General features: G+C 31.7%; 22 protein-coding genes. 3 read left to right on the plus strand and 19 right to left on the minus strand.

Translation table 11 applies throughout. The features are described 5' to 3' along the window. Nucleotides 1–141: 141 nt before the first annotated feature. From ACFSSE_RS15050 to ACFSSE_RS15060, 3 genes are read left to right on the plus strand one after another with little or no spacing between them, the layout of a single operon-like run. Nucleotides 142–633: a D-glycero-alpha-D-manno-heptose-1,7-bisphosphate 7-phosphatase gene (locus ACFSSE_RS15050; protein ID WP_379041636.1), complete on the plus strand. Its 492-nt coding sequence runs from the start codon at nt 142–144 to the stop codon at nt 631–633. Nucleotides 634–678: 45 nt separating this feature from the next. After that, nucleotides 679–1,266: a nucleotidyltransferase domain-containing protein gene (locus tag ACFSSE_RS15055; RefSeq protein WP_379041634.1), complete on the plus strand. Its 588-nt coding sequence runs from the start codon at nt 679–681 to the stop codon at nt 1,264–1,266. After that, nucleotides 1,259–1,597 carry a HepT-like ribonuclease domain-containing protein gene (locus ACFSSE_RS15060; RefSeq protein WP_379041632.1) on the plus strand — a complete coding sequence of 113 codons (339 nt, stop codon included), beginning with the start codon at nt 1,259–1,261 and terminating at the stop codon, nt 1,595–1,597. The genes ACFSSE_RS15055 and ACFSSE_RS15060 overlap by 8 nt, the downstream gene beginning before the upstream one ends. A gap of 1 nt (nt 1,598) precedes the next feature. Here the strand turns inward: ACFSSE_RS15060 and ACFSSE_RS15065 are convergent, their stop codons facing one another. The 19 genes from ACFSSE_RS15065 to ubiE all read right to left on the minus strand — a co-directional run bounded on the left by ACFSSE_RS15065 (nt 1,599) and on the right by ubiE (nt 18,611). Next, nucleotides 1,599–2,567, minus strand: a complete 969-nt coding sequence (locus ACFSSE_RS15065) for a YpdA family putative bacillithiol disulfide reductase (RefSeq protein WP_379041630.1) — start codon at nt 2,565–2,567, stop codon at nt 1,599–1,601. A 69-nt stretch (nt 2,568–2,636) separates the two neighbouring features. Continuing rightward, nucleotides 2,637–2,879, minus strand: a complete 243-nt coding sequence (gene iscX / locus ACFSSE_RS15070; RefSeq protein WP_379041628.1) for a Fe-S cluster assembly protein IscX — start codon at nt 2,877–2,879, stop codon at nt 2,637–2,639. A gap of 15 nt (nt 2,880–2,894) precedes the next feature. Next, on the minus strand, nt 2,895–3,227 hold the full coding sequence (locus ACFSSE_RS15075; protein ID WP_379041626.1) for a 2Fe-2S iron-sulfur cluster-binding protein: 333 nt from the start codon (nt 3,225–3,227) through the stop codon (nt 2,895–2,897). A 34-nt stretch (nt 3,228–3,261) separates the two neighbouring features. Beyond that, nucleotides 3,262–4,032, minus strand: coding sequence for a Rossmann-like and DUF2520 domain-containing protein (locus tag ACFSSE_RS15080; protein ID WP_379041624.1), 771 nt, complete (start codon nt 4,030–4,032; stop codon nt 3,262–3,264). Next, entirely contained in the window at nt 4,029–6,473 is a 2,445-nt protein-coding gene (locus ACFSSE_RS15085; protein ID WP_379041622.1) for a heme lyase CcmF/NrfE family subunit, read from the minus strand. The genes ACFSSE_RS15080 and ACFSSE_RS15085 overlap by 4 nt, the downstream gene beginning before the upstream one ends. Nucleotides 6,474–6,485: 12 nt before the next feature. After that, the gene (locus ACFSSE_RS15090; protein ID WP_379041620.1) at nt 6,486–6,887 is read right to left on the minus strand and encodes a cytochrome c maturation protein CcmE domain-containing protein; all 402 of its coding nucleotides are present in this window, start codon (nt 6,885–6,887) and stop codon (nt 6,486–6,488) included. Nucleotides 6,888–6,980: 93 nt separating this feature from the next. Then, complete coding sequence (gene murI / locus ACFSSE_RS15095; RefSeq protein ID WP_379041618.1) at nt 6,981–7,793, minus strand: glutamate racemase; 813 nt, start codon at nt 7,791–7,793, stop codon at nt 6,981–6,983. A 165-nt stretch (nt 7,794–7,958) separates the two neighbouring features. Then, a complete protein-coding gene (locus ACFSSE_RS15100; protein WP_379041616.1) occupies nt 7,959–8,471 on the minus strand; it encodes an OmpH family outer membrane protein in 513 nt (170 codons plus the stop codon). Between the two features lie 49 nt (nt 8,472–8,520). After that, on the minus strand, nt 8,521–9,048 hold the full coding sequence (locus ACFSSE_RS15105; RefSeq protein WP_379041614.1) for an OmpH family outer membrane protein: 528 nt from the start codon (nt 9,046–9,048) through the stop codon (nt 8,521–8,523). Between the two features lie 26 nt (nt 9,049–9,074). Continuing rightward, nucleotides 9,075–11,603, minus strand: a complete 2,529-nt coding sequence (gene bamA, locus ACFSSE_RS15110) for an outer membrane protein assembly factor BamA (protein ID WP_379041612.1) — start codon at nt 11,601–11,603, stop codon at nt 9,075–9,077. 60 nt (nt 11,604–11,663) lie between these two features. Continuing rightward, on the minus strand, nt 11,664–12,404 hold the full coding sequence (locus ACFSSE_RS15115; RefSeq protein ID WP_379041610.1) for an isoprenyl transferase: 741 nt from the start codon (nt 12,402–12,404) through the stop codon (nt 11,664–11,666). Between the two features lie 23 nt (nt 12,405–12,427). Further along, a complete protein-coding gene (gene porG / locus ACFSSE_RS15120; RefSeq protein ID WP_379041608.1) occupies nt 12,428–13,222 on the minus strand; it encodes a type IX secretion system protein PorG in 795 nt (264 codons plus the stop codon). A gap of 9 nt (nt 13,223–13,231) precedes the next feature. Further along, nucleotides 13,232–14,116 carry an NAD kinase gene (locus ACFSSE_RS15125; protein WP_379041606.1) on the minus strand — a complete coding sequence of 295 codons (885 nt, stop codon included), beginning with the start codon at nt 14,114–14,116 and terminating at the stop codon, nt 13,232–13,234. A 9-nt stretch (nt 14,117–14,125) separates the two neighbouring features. Beyond that, nucleotides 14,126–14,788 (minus strand): CBS domain-containing protein, encoded by a 663-nt coding sequence (locus tag ACFSSE_RS15130; RefSeq protein WP_379041604.1) that lies wholly within the window; start codon nt 14,786–14,788, stop codon nt 14,126–14,128. Beyond that, nucleotides 14,788–15,549 (minus strand): alpha/beta fold hydrolase, encoded by a 762-nt coding sequence (locus ACFSSE_RS15135; protein ID WP_379041602.1) that lies wholly within the window; start codon nt 15,547–15,549, stop codon nt 14,788–14,790. The genes ACFSSE_RS15130 and ACFSSE_RS15135 overlap by 1 nt, the downstream gene beginning before the upstream one ends. Nucleotides 15,550–15,818: 269 nt before the next feature. Then, the gene (locus tag ACFSSE_RS15140; protein ID WP_379041600.1) at nt 15,819–16,265 is read right to left on the minus strand and encodes a GatB/YqeY domain-containing protein; all 447 of its coding nucleotides are present in this window, start codon (nt 16,263–16,265) and stop codon (nt 15,819–15,821) included. 54 nt (nt 16,266–16,319) lie between these two features. Beyond that, nucleotides 16,320–17,090, minus strand: a complete 771-nt coding sequence (locus tag ACFSSE_RS15145; RefSeq protein ID WP_379041598.1) for an SDR family NAD(P)-dependent oxidoreductase — start codon at nt 17,088–17,090, stop codon at nt 16,320–16,322. Nucleotides 17,091–17,121: 31 nt separating this feature from the next. Further along, nucleotides 17,122–17,883, minus strand: a complete 762-nt coding sequence (porT, locus tag ACFSSE_RS15150) for a type IX secretion/gliding motility protein PorT/SprT (RefSeq protein ID WP_379041596.1) — start codon at nt 17,881–17,883, stop codon at nt 17,122–17,124. Further along, nucleotides 17,880–18,611, minus strand: coding sequence for a bifunctional demethylmenaquinone methyltransferase/2-methoxy-6-polyprenyl-1,4-benzoquinol methylase UbiE (gene ubiE, locus ACFSSE_RS15155; RefSeq protein ID WP_379041678.1), 732 nt, complete (start codon nt 18,609–18,611; stop codon nt 17,880–17,882). The genes porT and ubiE overlap by 4 nt, the downstream gene beginning before the upstream one ends. Nucleotides 18,612–18,654 lie beyond the last annotated feature (43 nt).

Below are 18,654 nucleotides of genomic sequence, written 5' to 3' on the forward strand. Positions count from 1 at the left end.
TAAATGTGTTTAATCGTCGTATTTTCACAAAACTGAGTGTATTTTTTACACAAGAGGCTTATTTTTAATACTACCCATAAGCACTGTAATCTCAATATTTTTTTTAGCAATAATTATTTACCTTCGCAAAAACAGGTGAAAATGACAAAGCAAAAAGCAATTTTTTTAGATAGAGACGGTGTTATTAATAAAGAACTTGGCGACTATGTTTGTAGGTTAGAAGATTTTGAAATTTTAACCCATAATTACGATACCTTAAAAGAATTGCAAGACAGAGGATACCTTATTTTAGTTGCAACTAACCAAGGTGGTTTAGCTAAAGGTTGGTACACAGAAGATACCTTAAACCAAATGCACAAACTCATTAAAGAAGACTATTTAAAACACGGTATAATAGTGTCTCATTTTTACTATTGCCCACATCACCCTAATTTTACAGGAGCTTGTGATTGTAGAAAACCCAAACCTGGCATGTTGTTAAACGGCATAAAAGATTTTGATTTGGAACCTAATAAATGCTATTTTATTGGTGATAAATTTACTGATGTTGAAGCTGCTGAAGCTGCTGGAGTTAATGGTATAAAAATTGAAATTGACCAGCCTTTAGGCGAAATATTGCACTTGATTAAGTAACTATATGAAATTTTGACTATTTTTGTCAAAATAAAATTATTCAAAATGGAAACTTTTGGAGATTCAATTAAAAACTTAAGAGAAAGTAAAAATTTACCGCTCAGGGTAGTATCTGCTTATTTAGATATAGACCAAGCTATTTTAAGCAAAATTGAAAGAGGCATAAGAAAAGCGAATAAAGATTTAGTGATTAAACTAGCCACTTATTTTGAAACCGATAAAAACGAATTATTGGTATCTTGGTTGTCTGATAAATTAGTTTTAGAATTAGAAAATGAAGAAACAGCTTTAAAAGCTTTGCAACTAGCCGAAGAAAAAGTTATTTATCATTCTTTAAAGTCTTCTCCGTTAAATATTATTGATTCTTTAAAGAAAACACTTTTAAATGATGGGAGAGTGAAATTAGCTTGGTTGTTTGGTTCTGTTGCAAGGGGTGAAGATCAATACAATAGTGATATTGACTTAATGGTTGAATTAAATGAAGATAAAAAGTATTCTATGTTTGACTTATTAGACTTAGAATATTTACTAGGAAAGCCAATAAACCGTAAAGTAGATTTAGTTGAAAAAGGCTATTTGAAAGGTTTCTCCTTGGCTAATGCAGAAAATGACTTAATAAAAATATATGGATAAGGTAGCTTTAAAAGAGCGGATTATCCATATATATAATGCAATAGGCTTAATAGAAAAATTTATTAAAGATGTTTCTGAAAGCAATTTCTTGGATGATATTAAATTGCAAAGTGCTGTACAATATCAATTTTTGATTATTGGTGAAGCAGTTAAATATATAGATATTACCATTTTAGAAAAATATCCTTATCCTTGGCATATTCCACGTTCTTTCAGAAATTTCATCATTCATGAATATCACGGTGTAAAGATGGAACGGATTTTTTATGCTTCTAATGATTTAAATTCACTAAAAACACAAATTGAACAAATTTTAAAAAACGAATTTTAGTTTACTGTTTTTTTAGAATGTTATCAATAATTAAATCTGCATGAATCCTAGAATTTTCTATAAACCACAAATGTGTATCCATACCACCACAAACTACCCCTGCTAAATATATTCCTTTTTGGTTAGTTTCCATTGTTAATGGGTTATGGTTTGGATATTTTTTATCGTCATCACTTAATTGAATGCCTAAGTTTTTTAAAAATTCAAAATTTGGCTGATAACCAGTTAGCGCCAAAACAAAATCATTTTCAATTTCTACATCTCCATCTTTGGTATTAATAATTACTTTATTGGCTTTAATTTCTTTAATATTAGCTCTAAAAAAAGCCTTGATACTCCCCTCTTCTATCCGATTTATAATATCTGGACGCACCCAATATTTTACTCTTTCCCCAATTTTACTATCACGCACTACCATGGTAACATTTGCACCTTTTCTATAACATTCTAAAGCCGCATCAACAGATGAATTACTTGCTCCAACTACCAGTACATTTTGCATGGCATAAAAATGCGGGTCTTTATAATAGTGGTTAACTTTTGGTAAATCTTCTCCATTAACGTTCAATAAAGCTGGTAAATCATAAAAACCAGTAGATACAATTATATTCTTACAGCTATAACTTTGCTTACTGGTTTCTATTTTGTAGTCATTATTTTCATGTTTTATGACGGAATTTACAGTTTCGAAAAGATGAATATTTAAATCAAACTTTAGAGCTACTCGCCTATAATATTCTAAAGCTTCTGAGCGGGTTGGTTTTGGACTGTTTGATACAAAAGGAACTCCCCCAATTTCTAACTTTTCTGATGTTGAAAAGAAAGTCATGTTTTGAGGGTAATTATATAATGAATTTACTAAACATCCTTTTTCTAAAATTAAGTAAGATAAACCTGCATCTTTAGCTTTAATAGCACAGGCTAAGCCTATGGGACCGGCACCTATAATGATAATATCGTATGTTTTCATAAAAATAATTATAATAGAAATTTTCTTAAATAAAAAAGGGCTCAATTTAATTTGAACCCTTGTAAGTATTTATTTGTTATCTCTCCACTCATACACCCAAGCAGATTGTATTTGCTCTAAATGTCCTTCTGTACATTCTTCTTTTGTTCCTTTAAAATTTGGAATGCTTAAAACCCAATCCATCAAATCGGTAAATCTTATGCGGTAGATTTTTGATTCACCAAAATCTTCTCCAAACTTCTCATATAATCCCATGGCAATATCTTCATGGTCGTTCCAATGTATTGGAAGTGCAAATTTATCTTGATTCATTTTTTTCTTTATTTTTTAATGCCCCATAAATTGAGACTGATCTGGTATGGTAATTTCTAAATTACCATCTATTAAGATACACTGGCAACCTAATCTTGAACTTATTCTTGGATTAATTGCCCTATCAATAAAATCCTCTTCTTTATCTGAAATTTCTTGAATGTTATCTTCGCCTTTGTTTACATATACATGGCAAGTACTACAGCCACAAACACCACCGCAATTGTGTTGTAAATCTATACCGTTATCCAAACAAACATCTAAAACCGATTCCCCTTCGGCAATTGGCAGTTCTAAACTTTCGTGATCTTTTTCTTCGAAATTTATCTTTAATTTAAAAATATTCATGCGGGTGCAAATTAAGGATTTATTTAGATGCTATTTAAGATTCACTATACTTTTTTACTATGTTTTGACTTAGTAAAGCATATAATTCTTTTAACGTTGGTTCGCTTTCTAACAATTCTAAATGTTTTTTAATGGTATTTTGATCATTCCTTTTAGCCGGACCAGTCTGTACATCAACAGGTTTTTTTTCCATTGCTTTGCTTGCGGTTTCTTGTATTAAAGGCCTTATAAGATCGAAATTAAGTTGAGCACCGGACATTAAATCTTGAGCTATACCGAAAAAATAATTGGAGAAATTACATGCAAAAACAGCAGCAATATGTAAGCGCATTCTACTATCTGAATTTACAAATACTACATTATTTGATAATCTATTAGCTATCAAATTTAATTGATTTAAAGTATCATCATCATTAGCTTCAATACACAGCGGTATTTGGCTAAAATCTAAGTCAGTGTTTTTAGAAAATGTTTGAAGTGGATATAAAACACCAAATTTTTGGTGCTTATTTAAAGTATCAATAGCAGTTGAGCCGGAGGTGTGTAATACAACTCTATCGGCATTTATAGGTAATCTATTTGAAATTTCAGCAATAGCATCATCTGCTACTGCTAAAATTACTATATCAATATCTGTACTTACTTCTTCAATTTTAGCAATAGAATTTGCTCCAATTTGCGAAGCTAAATCAACGGCGTTTTCAATATTTCTACTCCAAACTTGGGCAACCGGAAAGCCTGCATTAATTAAAGCTTTACTTAAATGCGTAGCTACATTACCAGCACCTAGCATTGCTATTCTCATACTGTTTTTACTTCTTTAGATCTTCTGAAGATAGATAGTATAAATCCAATTACCATGATAATTGTACCACCCCAAAATAAATTTATATAAGGAAATTCTATCGCTTTTAAAACAATCCAATCTTTTTTCTCAGCTTTTGGCTTTTCGTAAACAGTTAATTCTAATTTGTTTTTTTCGGGTAATACGTTTGTAAATCTTAATTTCAAACCTGCTTCATCTACTTTTTTACCAAAATCAACCTTACTATTTCCTTTTATCAAAAATATTGGTTCTGCTTGGTAGGTTGCATTGTTGGCATTAATTTCTAATTGCATCCCTATTGAAACATCACCTTTATTTAGAGGAATGTCTTTTATAGTTGCATTTTTATTAACGTTTTTAACCACTAAAAATCCAGATCTAAATCTGATGGTATCTCCTACAGTAACTTCATGCACTACCGGTGTTAAGTAGTTCTCATCATCGGAATGGCCTTCATGGTCTTCGTGGTGCTCCTCTTTTAATGGCACACTACTTACGTGGGTATAGATATCATGAAACAAATAATGTTTTGTATCTGGCGAAGCTATAATTTGCTTCATTTTAGCATTTTGTTGTGCATTTGGATAAAGGTTGAAGTTTTCTGTAACCTTACCTTCTGTATTAATTACTTTATAATTTACCCTGTAATAAGTATTTACACCTGAGGTAGAATCTCCTAAATAAGTAACCGTGTACTTATCCATTTTTGCAGGTTCATCTTTATAAAGTATAATATTTTCTCTTGGATTGTTATTTTTCGCAAACTCGTCTCCAAAACCAATACCGGTATTATTTAATGAAACTACTTTATTGTTTGCTGCTGCTACTAAAGCACCAACTAGCAATAGCGCAAAACCTATGTGTGCAACCGCAGAGCCAGATAGTTTCCATTTACCTTTAAATGCCTCGCCTAAAACTTTGGCATTACATAATATGGAGAAAACCGCAGCCCACGTCATTAATATATACATTAAGTTACTGTATATATCCATTGCGTAAACCAAACCTGCGGTTAAAAATATTGAAACGATAAAAGTTACTGCCAAACTGATGAAAAATTTACGAACATCCGTTTTTTTGTATTTCAAGAATTGAGAGAAAGCAGAAATTGTGGCTATTACAAAGGCAAATGCAATTTGCCATTTGTTGTAATGCTGTATAGCATCTGTTGGTGGCGCTATTTCTGTACCAAAAATTGCGTTAAAAACAGGAATAGATGTTGTAGCGATAATTTGAATACATGATACCAATAGAACTATTGCTCCAATAAATAACCAAAATTCTCTTGAATAGGTATCTTCATCTTTTTGAGTAATTGGCAAATGCTTCCAATTGATAATGATCAATACAAAAGGTAGAATGGTAAAAACAGCAAGATAAATTAGTAATTGTTTATCCATACCCATAGAAGTAAAGGCATGTACAGATGTATCACCTAATATACCGCTACGCGTTAAGAAAGAGGCATATAAAACCAATACAAAGCTTATAATAACTAAAAATAAAGCTGTAAAATAAGAATGACCAGAGTTTTTGTAAGCTATCATTACGTGAACACCAGCAATAAGTGTTAACCAAGGAATTATAGAAGCGTTTTCAACTGGATCCCAAGCCCAAAAACCACCGAAATTTAAAGCCTCATAAGCCCAAAAAGACCCCATTATAATACCAGTACCTAATATCATTACGGCAAACAATGCCCAGGGTAAAGCGGGTTTAACCCAATCTGAATATCTTTTTTCCCATACAGCTGCAACACCGTAAGCAAAAGGTATGATCATTGAGGCAAAGCCTAAAAATAAAGTTGGTGGGTGTATAACCATCCAATAATTTTGCAATAATGGATTTAAGCCATTTCCGTCTTCTATTAAAGATAAATAATCTGCTCTTGAAAATATTGGAGCTTCCAATGCATCTCTTAGCAATACAAAAGGGGAAGAACCTATTTTGGCGCCTAAAATTTCAACGCCTAAAATCATACTGGCTAAAAACACCTGAGATAGAGAAATAACAGTCATTACACTATTCTCCCATGTTTTTGCTTTAACAATTACAAAACATCCTAAAACACCTTGCCAAAATGTCCAAAGCCAAAAACTACCTTCCTGCCCTTCCCAAAAACAAGAAATGATATAATATACAGGTAAAGTTTTAGATGAATGCGCCCAAGCGTAATGATACTCGAACATGTGGTTGTAAATGATATAAAACAAACAAGCACCAACACCGATAATAGCGAAAAGATTTAATCTGTAAGCTAACCTACCTAATTTTTGCCATGATAAATCAAGCTTATCTTTTGCAGTGGTGGCAAAATAATAGCTCAAAAGGGATAATATTGAAGTACCAAAAGATAAGACTATAAAGAACTGACCGAGTTTACCCGGCAACAGGTTTTCACCTGTAAATTGTATATCCATTAAAAATTATATTTAACTAGTGGCTTTAACCTCTGTAACTTCTATTTTATCTTTAGTATATTTTGAAGGGCATTTCATCAATATTTTACTTGCATAAAAATTTCCTTCTTGCATTTGACCGGTTAGTACAATTGACTCTGAGCGCTCGAAATCTTGAGGTTTAGAACCTGTGAATATAACTTTGCAATCTTTACCTTTATTGTCTTTTAAATAGAAAGAAAAATAATTTGCATCTTCCTGTGGGTTATAAATCATTGCTTTAGTGGTATCTAATGTACCAACTACATGCAACTCTTTTTGTGATTCTTGGGCATCGGCAAAAGAACCGTAAGTACTACTATCCGCGTAAGTACTAATAATTACTCCAATTGCTATGGCAATAATTATCATCCCTATAATTGAACTTTTTTTCATGATTTATAAAATAAAGTGAATTGATTTGCAAAAATACGAAACCATAAGTTTAAGAACTAATCTTAACAACAATGAAACTTATTAAGAATTATTCTAAATAGAAGTAGCCCAAATATTTTTTTGCACCAAATTAATTTTATCACCAAAAAAAAGTTGCGTACTTGTTTCAAACGAACTTGTTTTATCTGAGACAAAAAATTGATGTTTGGGCTTTGCTGTTGAATGATTAATGAGTTTTAACTGGGTAAGTTTTTCTTTAACGTCATCAGCTACAATGCTTGCTGTATTTAAAATCTCTACTTTCTCTTTAAAAAAAGCGTCAATTTCATTTCTTATTAAAGGATAATGCGTACAAGCTAATATTAAAGAGTCAATTTTTTTGAGCTTAGGTGATGATAGGTAGGAATTAATAATTGTTTTGCTGATATTATTTTCAAAAAAACCTTCTTCAATCATTGGGGCAAGCAATGGCGTTGCTAAAGATTGTACATTAATTTTAGGTAAAGCGGCTTTAAGCTTAATTGCATAGATATCTGACTTAATGGTTGCTTTGGTGGCTATTACTCCAATTTTATGGTAATGTGTTTGTTTTGCACAATAAGCTACAACAGGGTCAATAACATTTAAAATTGGCAAATCATTACCCAAAAAATCTTTCAAATCTTGATAACCCAAAGATGAAGCTGTATTACAAGCTATAACAACTGCTTTACAGCCTTGTTGCTGTAAAAATTTTCCGATTTTTAATGAATAGTACTTTATCGCTTCTGCAGATTTATCACCATAGGGCATGTGTGCTGTATCGCCAAAGTAAATCAGGTTTTCATGAGGTAAAACTTTCCTTATTGCATTAGCAACAGTTAAACCACCTATACCTGAGTCGAAAATTCCAATTGGGTTTTGCATTCTTAAAAAAAGCTGAAGGCTTAAAGCTAAAGGCTTAAAGCTGTTGAACAAGAGACTAAATTAACGCTTAAAAATTAAAAACTATAAGAAATAAAAATGCGAAGCAGAATATTATCCGACTTCGCATTTCGCTTTAAGCTTTTTGCCTTCGGCTTTAAGCCTAAACTATTTTAAGCCTAATTTAGTTTTAACGTCAGCTAAAATATTGATACCACCGTCAAAATAAACGATACCTGGTTGTGTTGTGTCAAATACGTAAGCATATCCTTTTTCTTTGGCAACTGCTTTTACTGCATCTTCTGCTTTTTTAAGAATTGGATCATAAAGTTCCCCTCTTTTTTTCTCGAAATCTTCACCAGCTTTGGTTTGAAATTCTTCAATACGTTTTTGCAAATCTTGAATTTCTTTTACTTTAGCATCTTTTAAAGCATCACTCAAAGTTTTCTCTTTACTTTGAAAATCCTGAACTTTTGATTGATACTCTGTGTACATTGTTTTTCCATCTGCATCTAAAGATGTTTTAAAAACCTCTAATTGTTTATCTGCTGTAGCTACTTCCGGCATGGTTTTAATCAATTCTGCCGAGTTGATATGTGCAATTTTTTGTTGTGCATTTACCAAATTACCTGCAAATAATAATCCTCCTGCTACTAATGCAATCTTAAATAATTTTTTCATTCTTTTAATTGTGTGTTAATTTTAATTTACGATTTTAAAACAAATATTTCTATTTAGCAAATGCACCTGGTTTATAACCTAATTTAACGATTACATCATTAGTACCATCAAAGGTTGGCCTTGCAAATAGCAATGTTACTGAACTTTTATCAATAATAATATCAATACTTTCTCTGCCTGCGTATTCTTCTACTGCTTTTGCAACTTTATCTTGTATTGGTTTTATTAGTCTTAATTTTTGCTTATAAAGTTCACCTTCATAACCAAACTTACTTTGCTGCAGATCTTTAGCTTCTTTTTCTTTTAACAAAATATCATTTTCTCTTTTTTTCTTCATCACATCAGTTAATAAAACCTGATCTGCAATAAAGTCTTTTTGCATCTTATCTACCTCTGCAAATTTACTATCTATATCACTTTGCCATTTTTCTGCCAAAGCATTCAACTGTTTTTGAGCAGATGAGTATTCTGGAATATGCTGCAATACGTATTCAGAATCTACATAAGCTAACCTTTGCGCTTTTGCTGTTATACAGAGCATAACGGTTAAAATAGGAAGAATAATATATTTTTTCATTATTTAGTTAAAGCTAAAATAAGAAATTAATTAAAACCACCTAATTGTTGTGCAATACTAAAGTGGAATTGCCCTTTGTTAGCTTGGCTATTTCCAGGTATTGCATCAAATCCGTATCCGTAATCAATTCCTAATAAACCAAAGATAGGTAAGAATATACGAGCACCCACACCAACTGAACGTTTAACGTTAAACGGATTAAATTCAGAAAACTTATTCCAAGTGTTACCACCTTCTGCAAATGCTAAAGCAAAAACCGTGGCAGATTCTCCCAAAGTGATGGGATGTCTTACCTCTAAAACATATTTATTGAAAATTGGTGAGCCCGCTGTGGAGATGGCACCCTCTGGCACAACAGAGTTATTTGCATAACCACGTAAACCAATAACCTCTGAACCTTGTAAAAAATCGAAGCCTTGTAAACCATCACCACCTACTTTAAACCTACCAAATGGTGCCTGACCAACATCTTTACTATAAAAGCCTAAGAAACCAAATTGAGCTTGCGCTTTCAAAATTAACTTACCATATATCTTTTGAAAAAATTGAGACTCAAATTTCCACTTATGATATTCAGAGAATTTATACTTTTCTGAAGTTGCAAGATTATCGTAGTTTTTACCGTTAAATGACGAGTATGGTAAGGTTGCTTGAACTGTAAATTTAATATTTGAACCCGATGTAGGGAAAATTGGAGCATCAACAGAGTTACGGCTTAAAACTTGGCTTAAACTTAAATCATAAGAATCTCCATTTTCAAACAGGTAACCAGAGTAGTTAGTTAATTTAAACTGCTGTAAGTTTGCGGCATAATCTATACGGAAATAATCATCAGGAAATTTCAATTGCTTACCCAAACTAAATGTTAAACCGTTTAATCTGATTTTTTGTAAGCTAGGGTTACTTCTATTTAAACCATTACTTTGTAAAGATGTAAAAGCACTAATACCTAAATAAATTGGTTTTTTTCCTCCAAACCAAGGTTCAGAAAAAGAGAAACTGTATGATTGGTAAAATTTACCATTAGTTTGGCCTCTAATGCTTAATTTTTGACCATCCCCTTTTGGAAGTGGCTTATATGCTTTCAAATTGAATAAATTTCTGGCAGAAAAATTATTGAATGTTAATCCTAAAGTACCAACAATTCTACCACCGCCAAAACCACCAGAAAGCTCAATCTGATCAGAAGGTTTTTCAACTACTGTATATTGAATATCAACAGTACCATCAACTGGGTTTGGAATTGGTTTAATATCTACCTTTTGCTCATCAAAATTACCTAGTTGGGTAATTTGTCTTTGCGAGCGTACCAACATATCTTTAGAGAATTTTTGACCAGGTTTTGTTCTAATCTCTCTTAAAACTACTTTATCGTTTGTTAGTTCGTTTCCTTTTAAAATTATTTTATTGATGGTGTATTGTGGACCTTCGTAAATTCTAATCTCTAAATCAACAGTATCATTATATATACGAGTTTGAACTGGGTCTGCGTTAAAAGTTAAATAACCATCATTCAAATAAATGGAAGAAACATCATCACTTGATGGGCTGCTTCTTAAAGTTTTTTCCAGTTTTGCTTCAGAAAAAACTTCTCCTTTTTCAATTTTTAATATTTGCTTAAGTAAAGAAGATGGATATTTAGCATTACCCGCAAAGGTTACATTACCAAAATAGTATTTATTTCCTTCGTTAAGTTTAATGTCAATATTTATAGATTTTTCATCGTTTTTATAAACAGAATCTTTAATTATCTCCGCATCACGATAGCCTTTTTCTCTCATTTTGGCTATCATTAATTCTTTGTCTTCTTCGTATTTGTCTCTTAAAAACTTACCCGAACCAAAAACTTTATACCATGCTTGTTCATGAGTTTTTTTCATAAACTTTTTAAGCTTGGCGTCGGTAAAATCTTTATTGCCATCAATGTTTATAGCATTAACTTTTACTTTGCTCTTTTTATCAACTTTTATATTTACAATTCTACTATTTGCATCAGATGTATCATTTACAGCATCTATGTTAACAGTTGTGTTTAAAAATCCTTTTTCGTAAAAATGTTTGGTAATAATGGAGTTAATATTATTGTTAAGATTTTCGTTAACAATTTTGCCTTTCTGGTTATTCAGTTTTTCTTGAATATCTGTGGTTTCACTTTTACTTAAGCCTTTCAATACCACCTTAGATACTCTTGGTCTTTCTTCTAAATTCAAATCAAAGAAAATAGTATCGTTACTGGTGCGGTTAATTTCTAAAGAAACATCATCAAACAAGCCTTGTCCCCATAAGTTTTTAACAGCATTTGAAGTAGCATCTCCAGGAACCATAATTCTTTCGCCAACTTCAAGTTTAGCTATGGTAATTAAAACAGATTTATCTAAAAATTCAACTCCTGTTATATTTACACCTCCAATAACATATTCTTTAGGATTTAAATAATCTAATTCCTTTTTGTCATTTACTTCTGATGAATTTGAAGTTCTTAATGTTGGTCTTAATTGTGAAAACCCTTTAAAACAAAGGGTTAAAAAAAATATAATTATAAAAAAATTCTTCATTTACTTTTTTAAAGGCGCTAAATTACTGCTATTCTTTGTTAATTTTTGTTAAAAGTAAAATTAGCCTAATTGTTCGCTGGTTAAACCAAATCTGCGTTCTCTGTTTTGATAATTAAAAACAGCTTCGTGTAGGTCTTCTCGTCTAAAATCTGGCCATAGTTTTGGTGTAAAGTACAGTTCGGCATAAGCCAATTGCCATAACAAATAATTACTTATACGGTGTTCTCCACTGGTTCTGATCATTAACTCAGGGTCGGGTAGGTTATGTGTAGATAAGTAAGATTCGAATAGTTTTTCAGTAACATCTTCTTCTTTAATTTTATTGGCAGCAACATCTTTAGCTATATTTTTGGTGGCATTTAAAATCTCCCAACGAGAACTATAAGACAACGCTAAAGATAATGTTAAGCCTGTATTGTTTGCTGTTTTAGCTATAGCTTCTTGTAATTCATTATAGCATCTTTTGGGTAAGGACGCTAGGTCTCCAATTGCATTTAACCGTACATTGTTTTCCATTAAAGTTTTAGTTTCCTTATTAATAGTACTTACTAAAAGTTCCATTAATGCAGTAACTTCTAACTTTGGGCGGTTCCAGTTTTCTGTTGAAAAAGCATAAAGTGTTAAAAACTTGATTCCCAGTTCTGCTGCGCCCTCTACGGTATCTCTTACAGCAAGTACACCATTTTTGTGTCCAAATACTCTGAGTTTCCCTTTTTCTTTAGCCCACCTGCCGTTACCGTCCATTATAACAGCTACGTGTTGTGGTAATTTATCAAGATTTAACTTTTCTTTAAAACTCATGTATTGATTAGGGAATTTTTTATTTAAAAATAACAGTTTTGGCTCACAAAGGTATAAGATAAGGTTATACCCACAAATACATAGCTGTCCTTTTTTCTAAAATCGCCCCGTTGAGTACCAGGAACGCCAATATTATTAGCAGATCTATCTGCCAAAGCTAATCTTAAAGCTGTTTTTTCTGGTGTATTGTCTTGCAAACTGACTGCAGAAGCATATACTCCGCTAACATCATCCAAATAATCTGTATTTGTATTTCTATATCCAATTTCTCCAGAGATGTTAAAATATCTACCAAAATTATATTTTACACCTGCTCCAAACGGAATAGAATAAGCTAATGTTTTGTAATCGGTTTGCCCTTCGGTTAGGTAGTTTTTAAGTTCGTAAATTCTACCACCAAAGTCAGTTTTAGGATTAAAACCTGTAAGCGTTACGCCGGTAAATAAATAAGGTGTAAATCTTTTTTGTGAGTAATCAAACCCATAGTCGAAAAAATTAAATTCTACAATTAAACCACCTTCTGTTATGGGAGAAAAGAAGCTTAAATTTCTATCAATTTCTTGTTGATATTTTGATTTAGACTCGTCTGCACTTATTTTACCTTGAAGTGCTGAAAGTTTTAAAGACCAATAACTGTCGAAATTTCTTTTCACAGAAAAACCAAAAGCTGCTTGATTTAATTTTAGTGCATTATTCTGATTTAAATCGCCCATATAACCCATTGCGCCAGCTGTAACTCCTACCTCCCAAGTTTGGGCATAAGAATTAAGTGTTGTTCCTAATATCAATAATATAAATACTTTGATTTTTTGAGTCATTAAGATGGCTTAGTAATTTCTGGTATCTATACCCCAAAGCAATTTATTTCTTAACGTAGATAAATAAGTTTCATTGTTTAGCCTAACTAAATTGATATCAAAATCAGATCTGCTGACTTTTAGTTTTATATCTGGGCCTATAACTTCGGTACGAGAATCACAGCTTACTAAATATTTAGAACTACGGCCTTCTATCTCAAAAGTAAGTTCGTTTTCATCGGAAATAATTATTGGCCTAACGTTTAAATTGTGCGGAGATATTGGTGTAATTACCATATTACCAGAACGAGGAAAAATAATTGGACCACCACAACTTAAGGAATAAGCTGTTGACCCTGTGGGTGTTGCAACAATTAACCCATCTGCCCAGTAAGAGTTTAAAAATTCTCCGTTTAAATAACAGTGAATTAAAATCATGGCAGAAGTATCTCTTTTTAAGATTGTAATATCGTTTAAAGCAAAGTTTAAATCGCCAAATAAACCAGAAGTGGTTTCTATTTTTAACAATCTTCTGGTATCTAAAGAAAATTTACGTTTTACTAAACATTCAATGGCACTTTTAATTCCGTCTTTATTAATACTTGCTAAAAACCCCAACCTGCCAAAATTTATACCTATCATTGGTATGCCAGAATCTTTCACTAAAGTAACGGTATCTAACATGGTACCATCGCCACCAAGGCTAATCATCACTTCTACTTCTTGGTTTACTAAATCTTGGTGAGTTTTAAAAGAATTGAAGGTGTGCGGTAAAAAAAGTTTGTCTTTTAAGAAATCGTAAAAATCCTGATAAATCAAAACTTCAACATCCCACTCTACTAAACAATCAAAAACCTGTTGTATGTATGGTATAACGGTATTATTAAATTGTCTGCCGTAAACGCCTATTTTCATTAGTTTGTTTTAAAAGCTAAGATAGTTCATTAAAGAATCGTACCTATCTGCGTTGCCGTTATTGTTATTTGTGGTGTTAAAAGTAGCAACTACTACATAATCATAGCGTAAAAAAGATGCTACAATTTGGGTAATATCTAATTTATTAACCTTAATGGTGATGTTTAGTTTAGTAGAATTAGGCTGAGTATCGACATAAGAACTTAAAATTTGCGCATTATCAGATTCAACAATTTGAGCTATATGAGCCAAAGAATTATCTCTGTTATTAATTTCTAAAACAATAATACCACCAAGTGAATTTACTGCGGTAATGTTTGCAAAATAAGCTACAATACTATTGATGGCAATTAAGCCCAAATAATTCATTTTAGCATCAAGTACTGGTAAAACAGATACCTTTTGCTCATAAAATGTTTTTATAACATCGTAAATATGTTGATTTTCTAAAACGTAGGGATTTATTAAAGACAAGCTTAAAGAACCAACTACTGATGAATGATCAGAAATCTCAATGAGATCTTCTTCTGAGAGTAAGCCAAAAAACTGTTCTTCATTTACAATTGGCAAGTGGTCAACTTTAAAATCTGCCATACGCTCTAAAACCTTCTGTACAGTATCAGAGGTTTTTAGGGGCGGAATTACATCAGATATGAGTTCACTTGCAATCATTAACCTTTAATTTTCAATAAAAATTTTTCAAGAATTTCATTAAATTGTTCAGGATGTTCCATCATAGGAGCATGTCCACATTCGTCTATCCAGCTTAATTCAGAATCTGGCAACAATTGATTAAACTCTACAGCCACTTCTGGAGGTGTAATTTTATCGTTTTTGCCCCAAATTAATGCTACGGGCACTTTTATTTTAGAAAGGTCTTTACCCATATTGTGTCTGATAGCAGATTTTGCCATAGCCAATATTCTAATCACCTTGTGTCTATCATTTACAGTTTCAAAAACTTCATCAACAAGTTCTTTTGTAGCTGTTTCTGGATGAAAGAAGGTGAATTCCACCTTTTCTTTTATAAAATCATAATTCTCTCTTTTTGGAAAAGAACCTCCAAAAGCATTTTCATATAAGCCAGAGCTTCCGGTTAAAACCAAAGATTTAACATATTCTTGATGAGCCAAAGTATAAATTAACCCTACATGGCCTCCCAAAGAATTACCCAATAAATTAACTTTTTGATACTCCTTAAATTTAACAAATTTATGTACGTATTTAGATAATGTTTTTACGCCTGTGGTTAATAAAGGTAAATCATAAATGGGCAACATTGGTATTACAACGGTATAGCGTCCTTTAAAAGCTTCTATTACACCTTCCCAGTTACTTAAGGCACCCATTAAACCATGAAGCAAAAGTAAAACCTCTCCCTCACCTTCTTCAATGTATCTGAAACCTTTTTCTTCTTTTATTATATATTCCATAAAATATTACCAGCAATGTTGTGCATTAGTTATGCTAAATTAATAGTCTGTTTTGATATTGAGTACAAAAACCGAACTATTTATCAATTAAAATGAATTAAATATTCAAAGAGCCTGTTTAAAATTTATCTAATAATTTGTTTATGCTTCTTTTTGGCTAAAACTTCGTTAAATTTTTCAAGATAGCTTCCGGCTATCTCTACAAAATTTGCCTCGTTTCGCTCAAAAATAAGCTAAAAACATTTTTATAATTCAAATTTAAACAAGCTCTAAGATAATAAGCTTTTTATAGTTTCTGATATTGCTTTACCATCTGCTTTGCCAGAAAGTTCTTTGTTTGCAAGCCCCATAATTTTACCCATTTCTTTAACGCTTGTTACGTTTAATTTTTCGATTAAGCCTTTAATATAAGTGTTTAATTCTTCTTGAGATAATTGTTGGGGTAAATATTTTTCAATTACCTTAATTTCATCAACTTCTATTTGATATAAATCTTCTCTTTGTTGGCTTTTATAAATATCTGCCGATTCCTTACGTTGCTTTACTAATTTTTGTAAAACTTTAATCTCCGCATCCTCAGTAATTTCTTGCGAGGCACCTTTTTCTGTTTTTGCTAAAAGCAAAGCTGCTTTAACTGCTCTTAAACTTCTTAAAGTTATTTCTTCTTTAGCCAACATGGCTGTTTTTATATCTTGATTGATAATGTTTTCTAACATAATATTTTTTTCAAATTAATGGTTTTTAAAGTTAAAATTTCATAAATTCTATATCTAATTATCTTTATTCCAGTAAAATGCTGATGCTTGCGCAATAGGCATTATTACTAAATCATTAATATTTACATGTACTGGTCTGCTAGTTGTAAAATAGATGGTTTCTGCAATATCTTGCGCAACTAGAGGTTCATAACCTTCATAAATTTTCTTTGCCTTTTCTTTGTCTCCGTGAAACCTTATGTCAGAAAACTCTGTTTCAACAGCACCAGGATGAACTGCTGTAACTTTAATGTGATGAGCACCTAAATCTATACGCATGGCTTTACTTAAAGCATCAACCGCATGTTTTGTAGCGCAATAAACGTTTCCGTTTGCATAGACTTCTTTACCAGCAATAGAACCTAAATTAACAATATGTCCTTTTTTGTTTTTAATCATCCAATTTGAAACAATTTTAGATACATAAAGTAAACCTTTAATATTGGTATCAATCATAGTTTCCCAATCATTCAAATTACCATTTTGTAAGCTATCTAAACCTAAACTTAAACCAGCGTTATTAATTAAAACAGCTACATTTTTATATTCTGGAGCTAAATTTTCTAAATTATTACTCACCTCTTCTTTATTTCTTACATCAAAATTAAGAGTGGTTACTTTTATAGCGTGTTTACTTTCTAAATCGTTTTTTAATTCATTTAGCCTTTCTAATCTTCTGCCTGTAATAATAAGATCGAAGCCATTTTGTGCATAAATAGTTGCGCAAGCTTTACCGATTCCCGAAGTGGCACCCGTAATGAGCGCTATCTTTTGATTTGATAACATTTTGTGAAATTATAAATTTTAAATGGAAGCGTTATTCGAAATATAAACTAAAAACAAAATTTCTTAGGTATAGTTTTTCAATTGGGCTGGCATAAGGATGGTCTTCTCTTTTTAAGATATTATTTACAGAATTGCTTAATTTAATTTCGGGAGAAAGCTTAAAAAATTCAAAATATAAATCGAAGCCAATCCCCGCTTCATAAGATAAAATTCCTTTATTATTTTTTAGTGTCCTGCTAATTGCTATATCGCCTAAATCATCAGCATTTTTTTTTGCTGCAATATCAATCCCGTATTTAGCACCACCAATAATGTAAGCTCTAAAATTATTTCTTCTGTCTGATTTAATCTTTATAGACAATGGAAATTCAAACATGGTGGAAGCAACTGTTCTTCTGGTAAAACCTTCGGGAGATTGTACGCCACCTCTATCGTATGATTCGCCATCTGTAAACTCGTAATCAATAATTCTATCTGCAAATACAAAAACTGGTGTAAAACGGAGGTTAACATTTGGGGCAACATACAAATCAGATACAAAACCAATTCCGAAGCCAGGGTTTTGAATGGATCTGATACTTTTTAAGCCTTTTGTTACTTCAACACCGTTTTCTACAAATGGGATTTGCCAATTGGTAAATTTTTGAATTTTATATTCTGAACTTAAATATTGAAACCCGAAACCAAAGTGAAGATTTTCATCATCAACACCTCCGCCATAATTACCTTGTGCAAAGGAATTTATAAAACAACTTGAAAGTATAAAACAAATAAATGTTTTTATTTTAATCATTTAATGCCTGTGTATATAGAACAAATTCCAAACGCTAAAGGCCTACATTTGGTATTTTTATAGCCAACTTTATCCATTAAATCTACAAATCTTTGTCCATCTGGAAAAGCGTTTACAGATTCTGGCAAGTAAGAATAAGCACTTGCATCTTTTGAGAAAACCTTACCAATTGTTGGGGTAACATAATGAAAATAGAAATTATACAACTGTTTTACCGGGAAAACTTTAGGTTTAGAAAACTCTAATATTACGGCTTTGCCACCGGGTTTTAATACCCTTAACATATCGGCAATACCTTTTTCTAAATTTTCGTAGTTTCTAACGCCATAAGCTACGGTTAAGGCATCAAAAGTATTATCTTCAAACAATAGTTTTTCAGAGTCGCCTAAACGCACTTCAAAAACATCGCTTTTATTTCTTTTAGTAATTTTTTCTTGGGCAATGGCTAACATTCCCTCAGAAATATCAACACCTATAATTTTTTTAGGTTTTAAAATCTCTAAAGCTTCAAAAGCAAAATCGCCAGTGCCGGTGGCAACATCTAAAATGGTTTGAGGTTTATCTTTTAACAGTTCTTTGATAGCCATTTTTCTCCAAACAATATCAATCCCTAAAGACATAAAGTGATTTAAAAAATCATAAGTTTTTGAGATATTATTGAACATGGTGGCTACCTGTTCTTTTTTTGAAAGCTCCTGATTTTTGTAGGGCGTAACGTTTTCTGACATCATTGGCGCAAAGATATATTTATTTTTATGAGATTTAAGCAAA

This window comes from Pedobacter alpinus (genome assembly GCF_042684645.1).
Lineage (GTDB): Bacteria > Bacteroidota > Bacteroidia > Sphingobacteriales > Sphingobacteriaceae > Pseudopedobacter > Pseudopedobacter alpinus.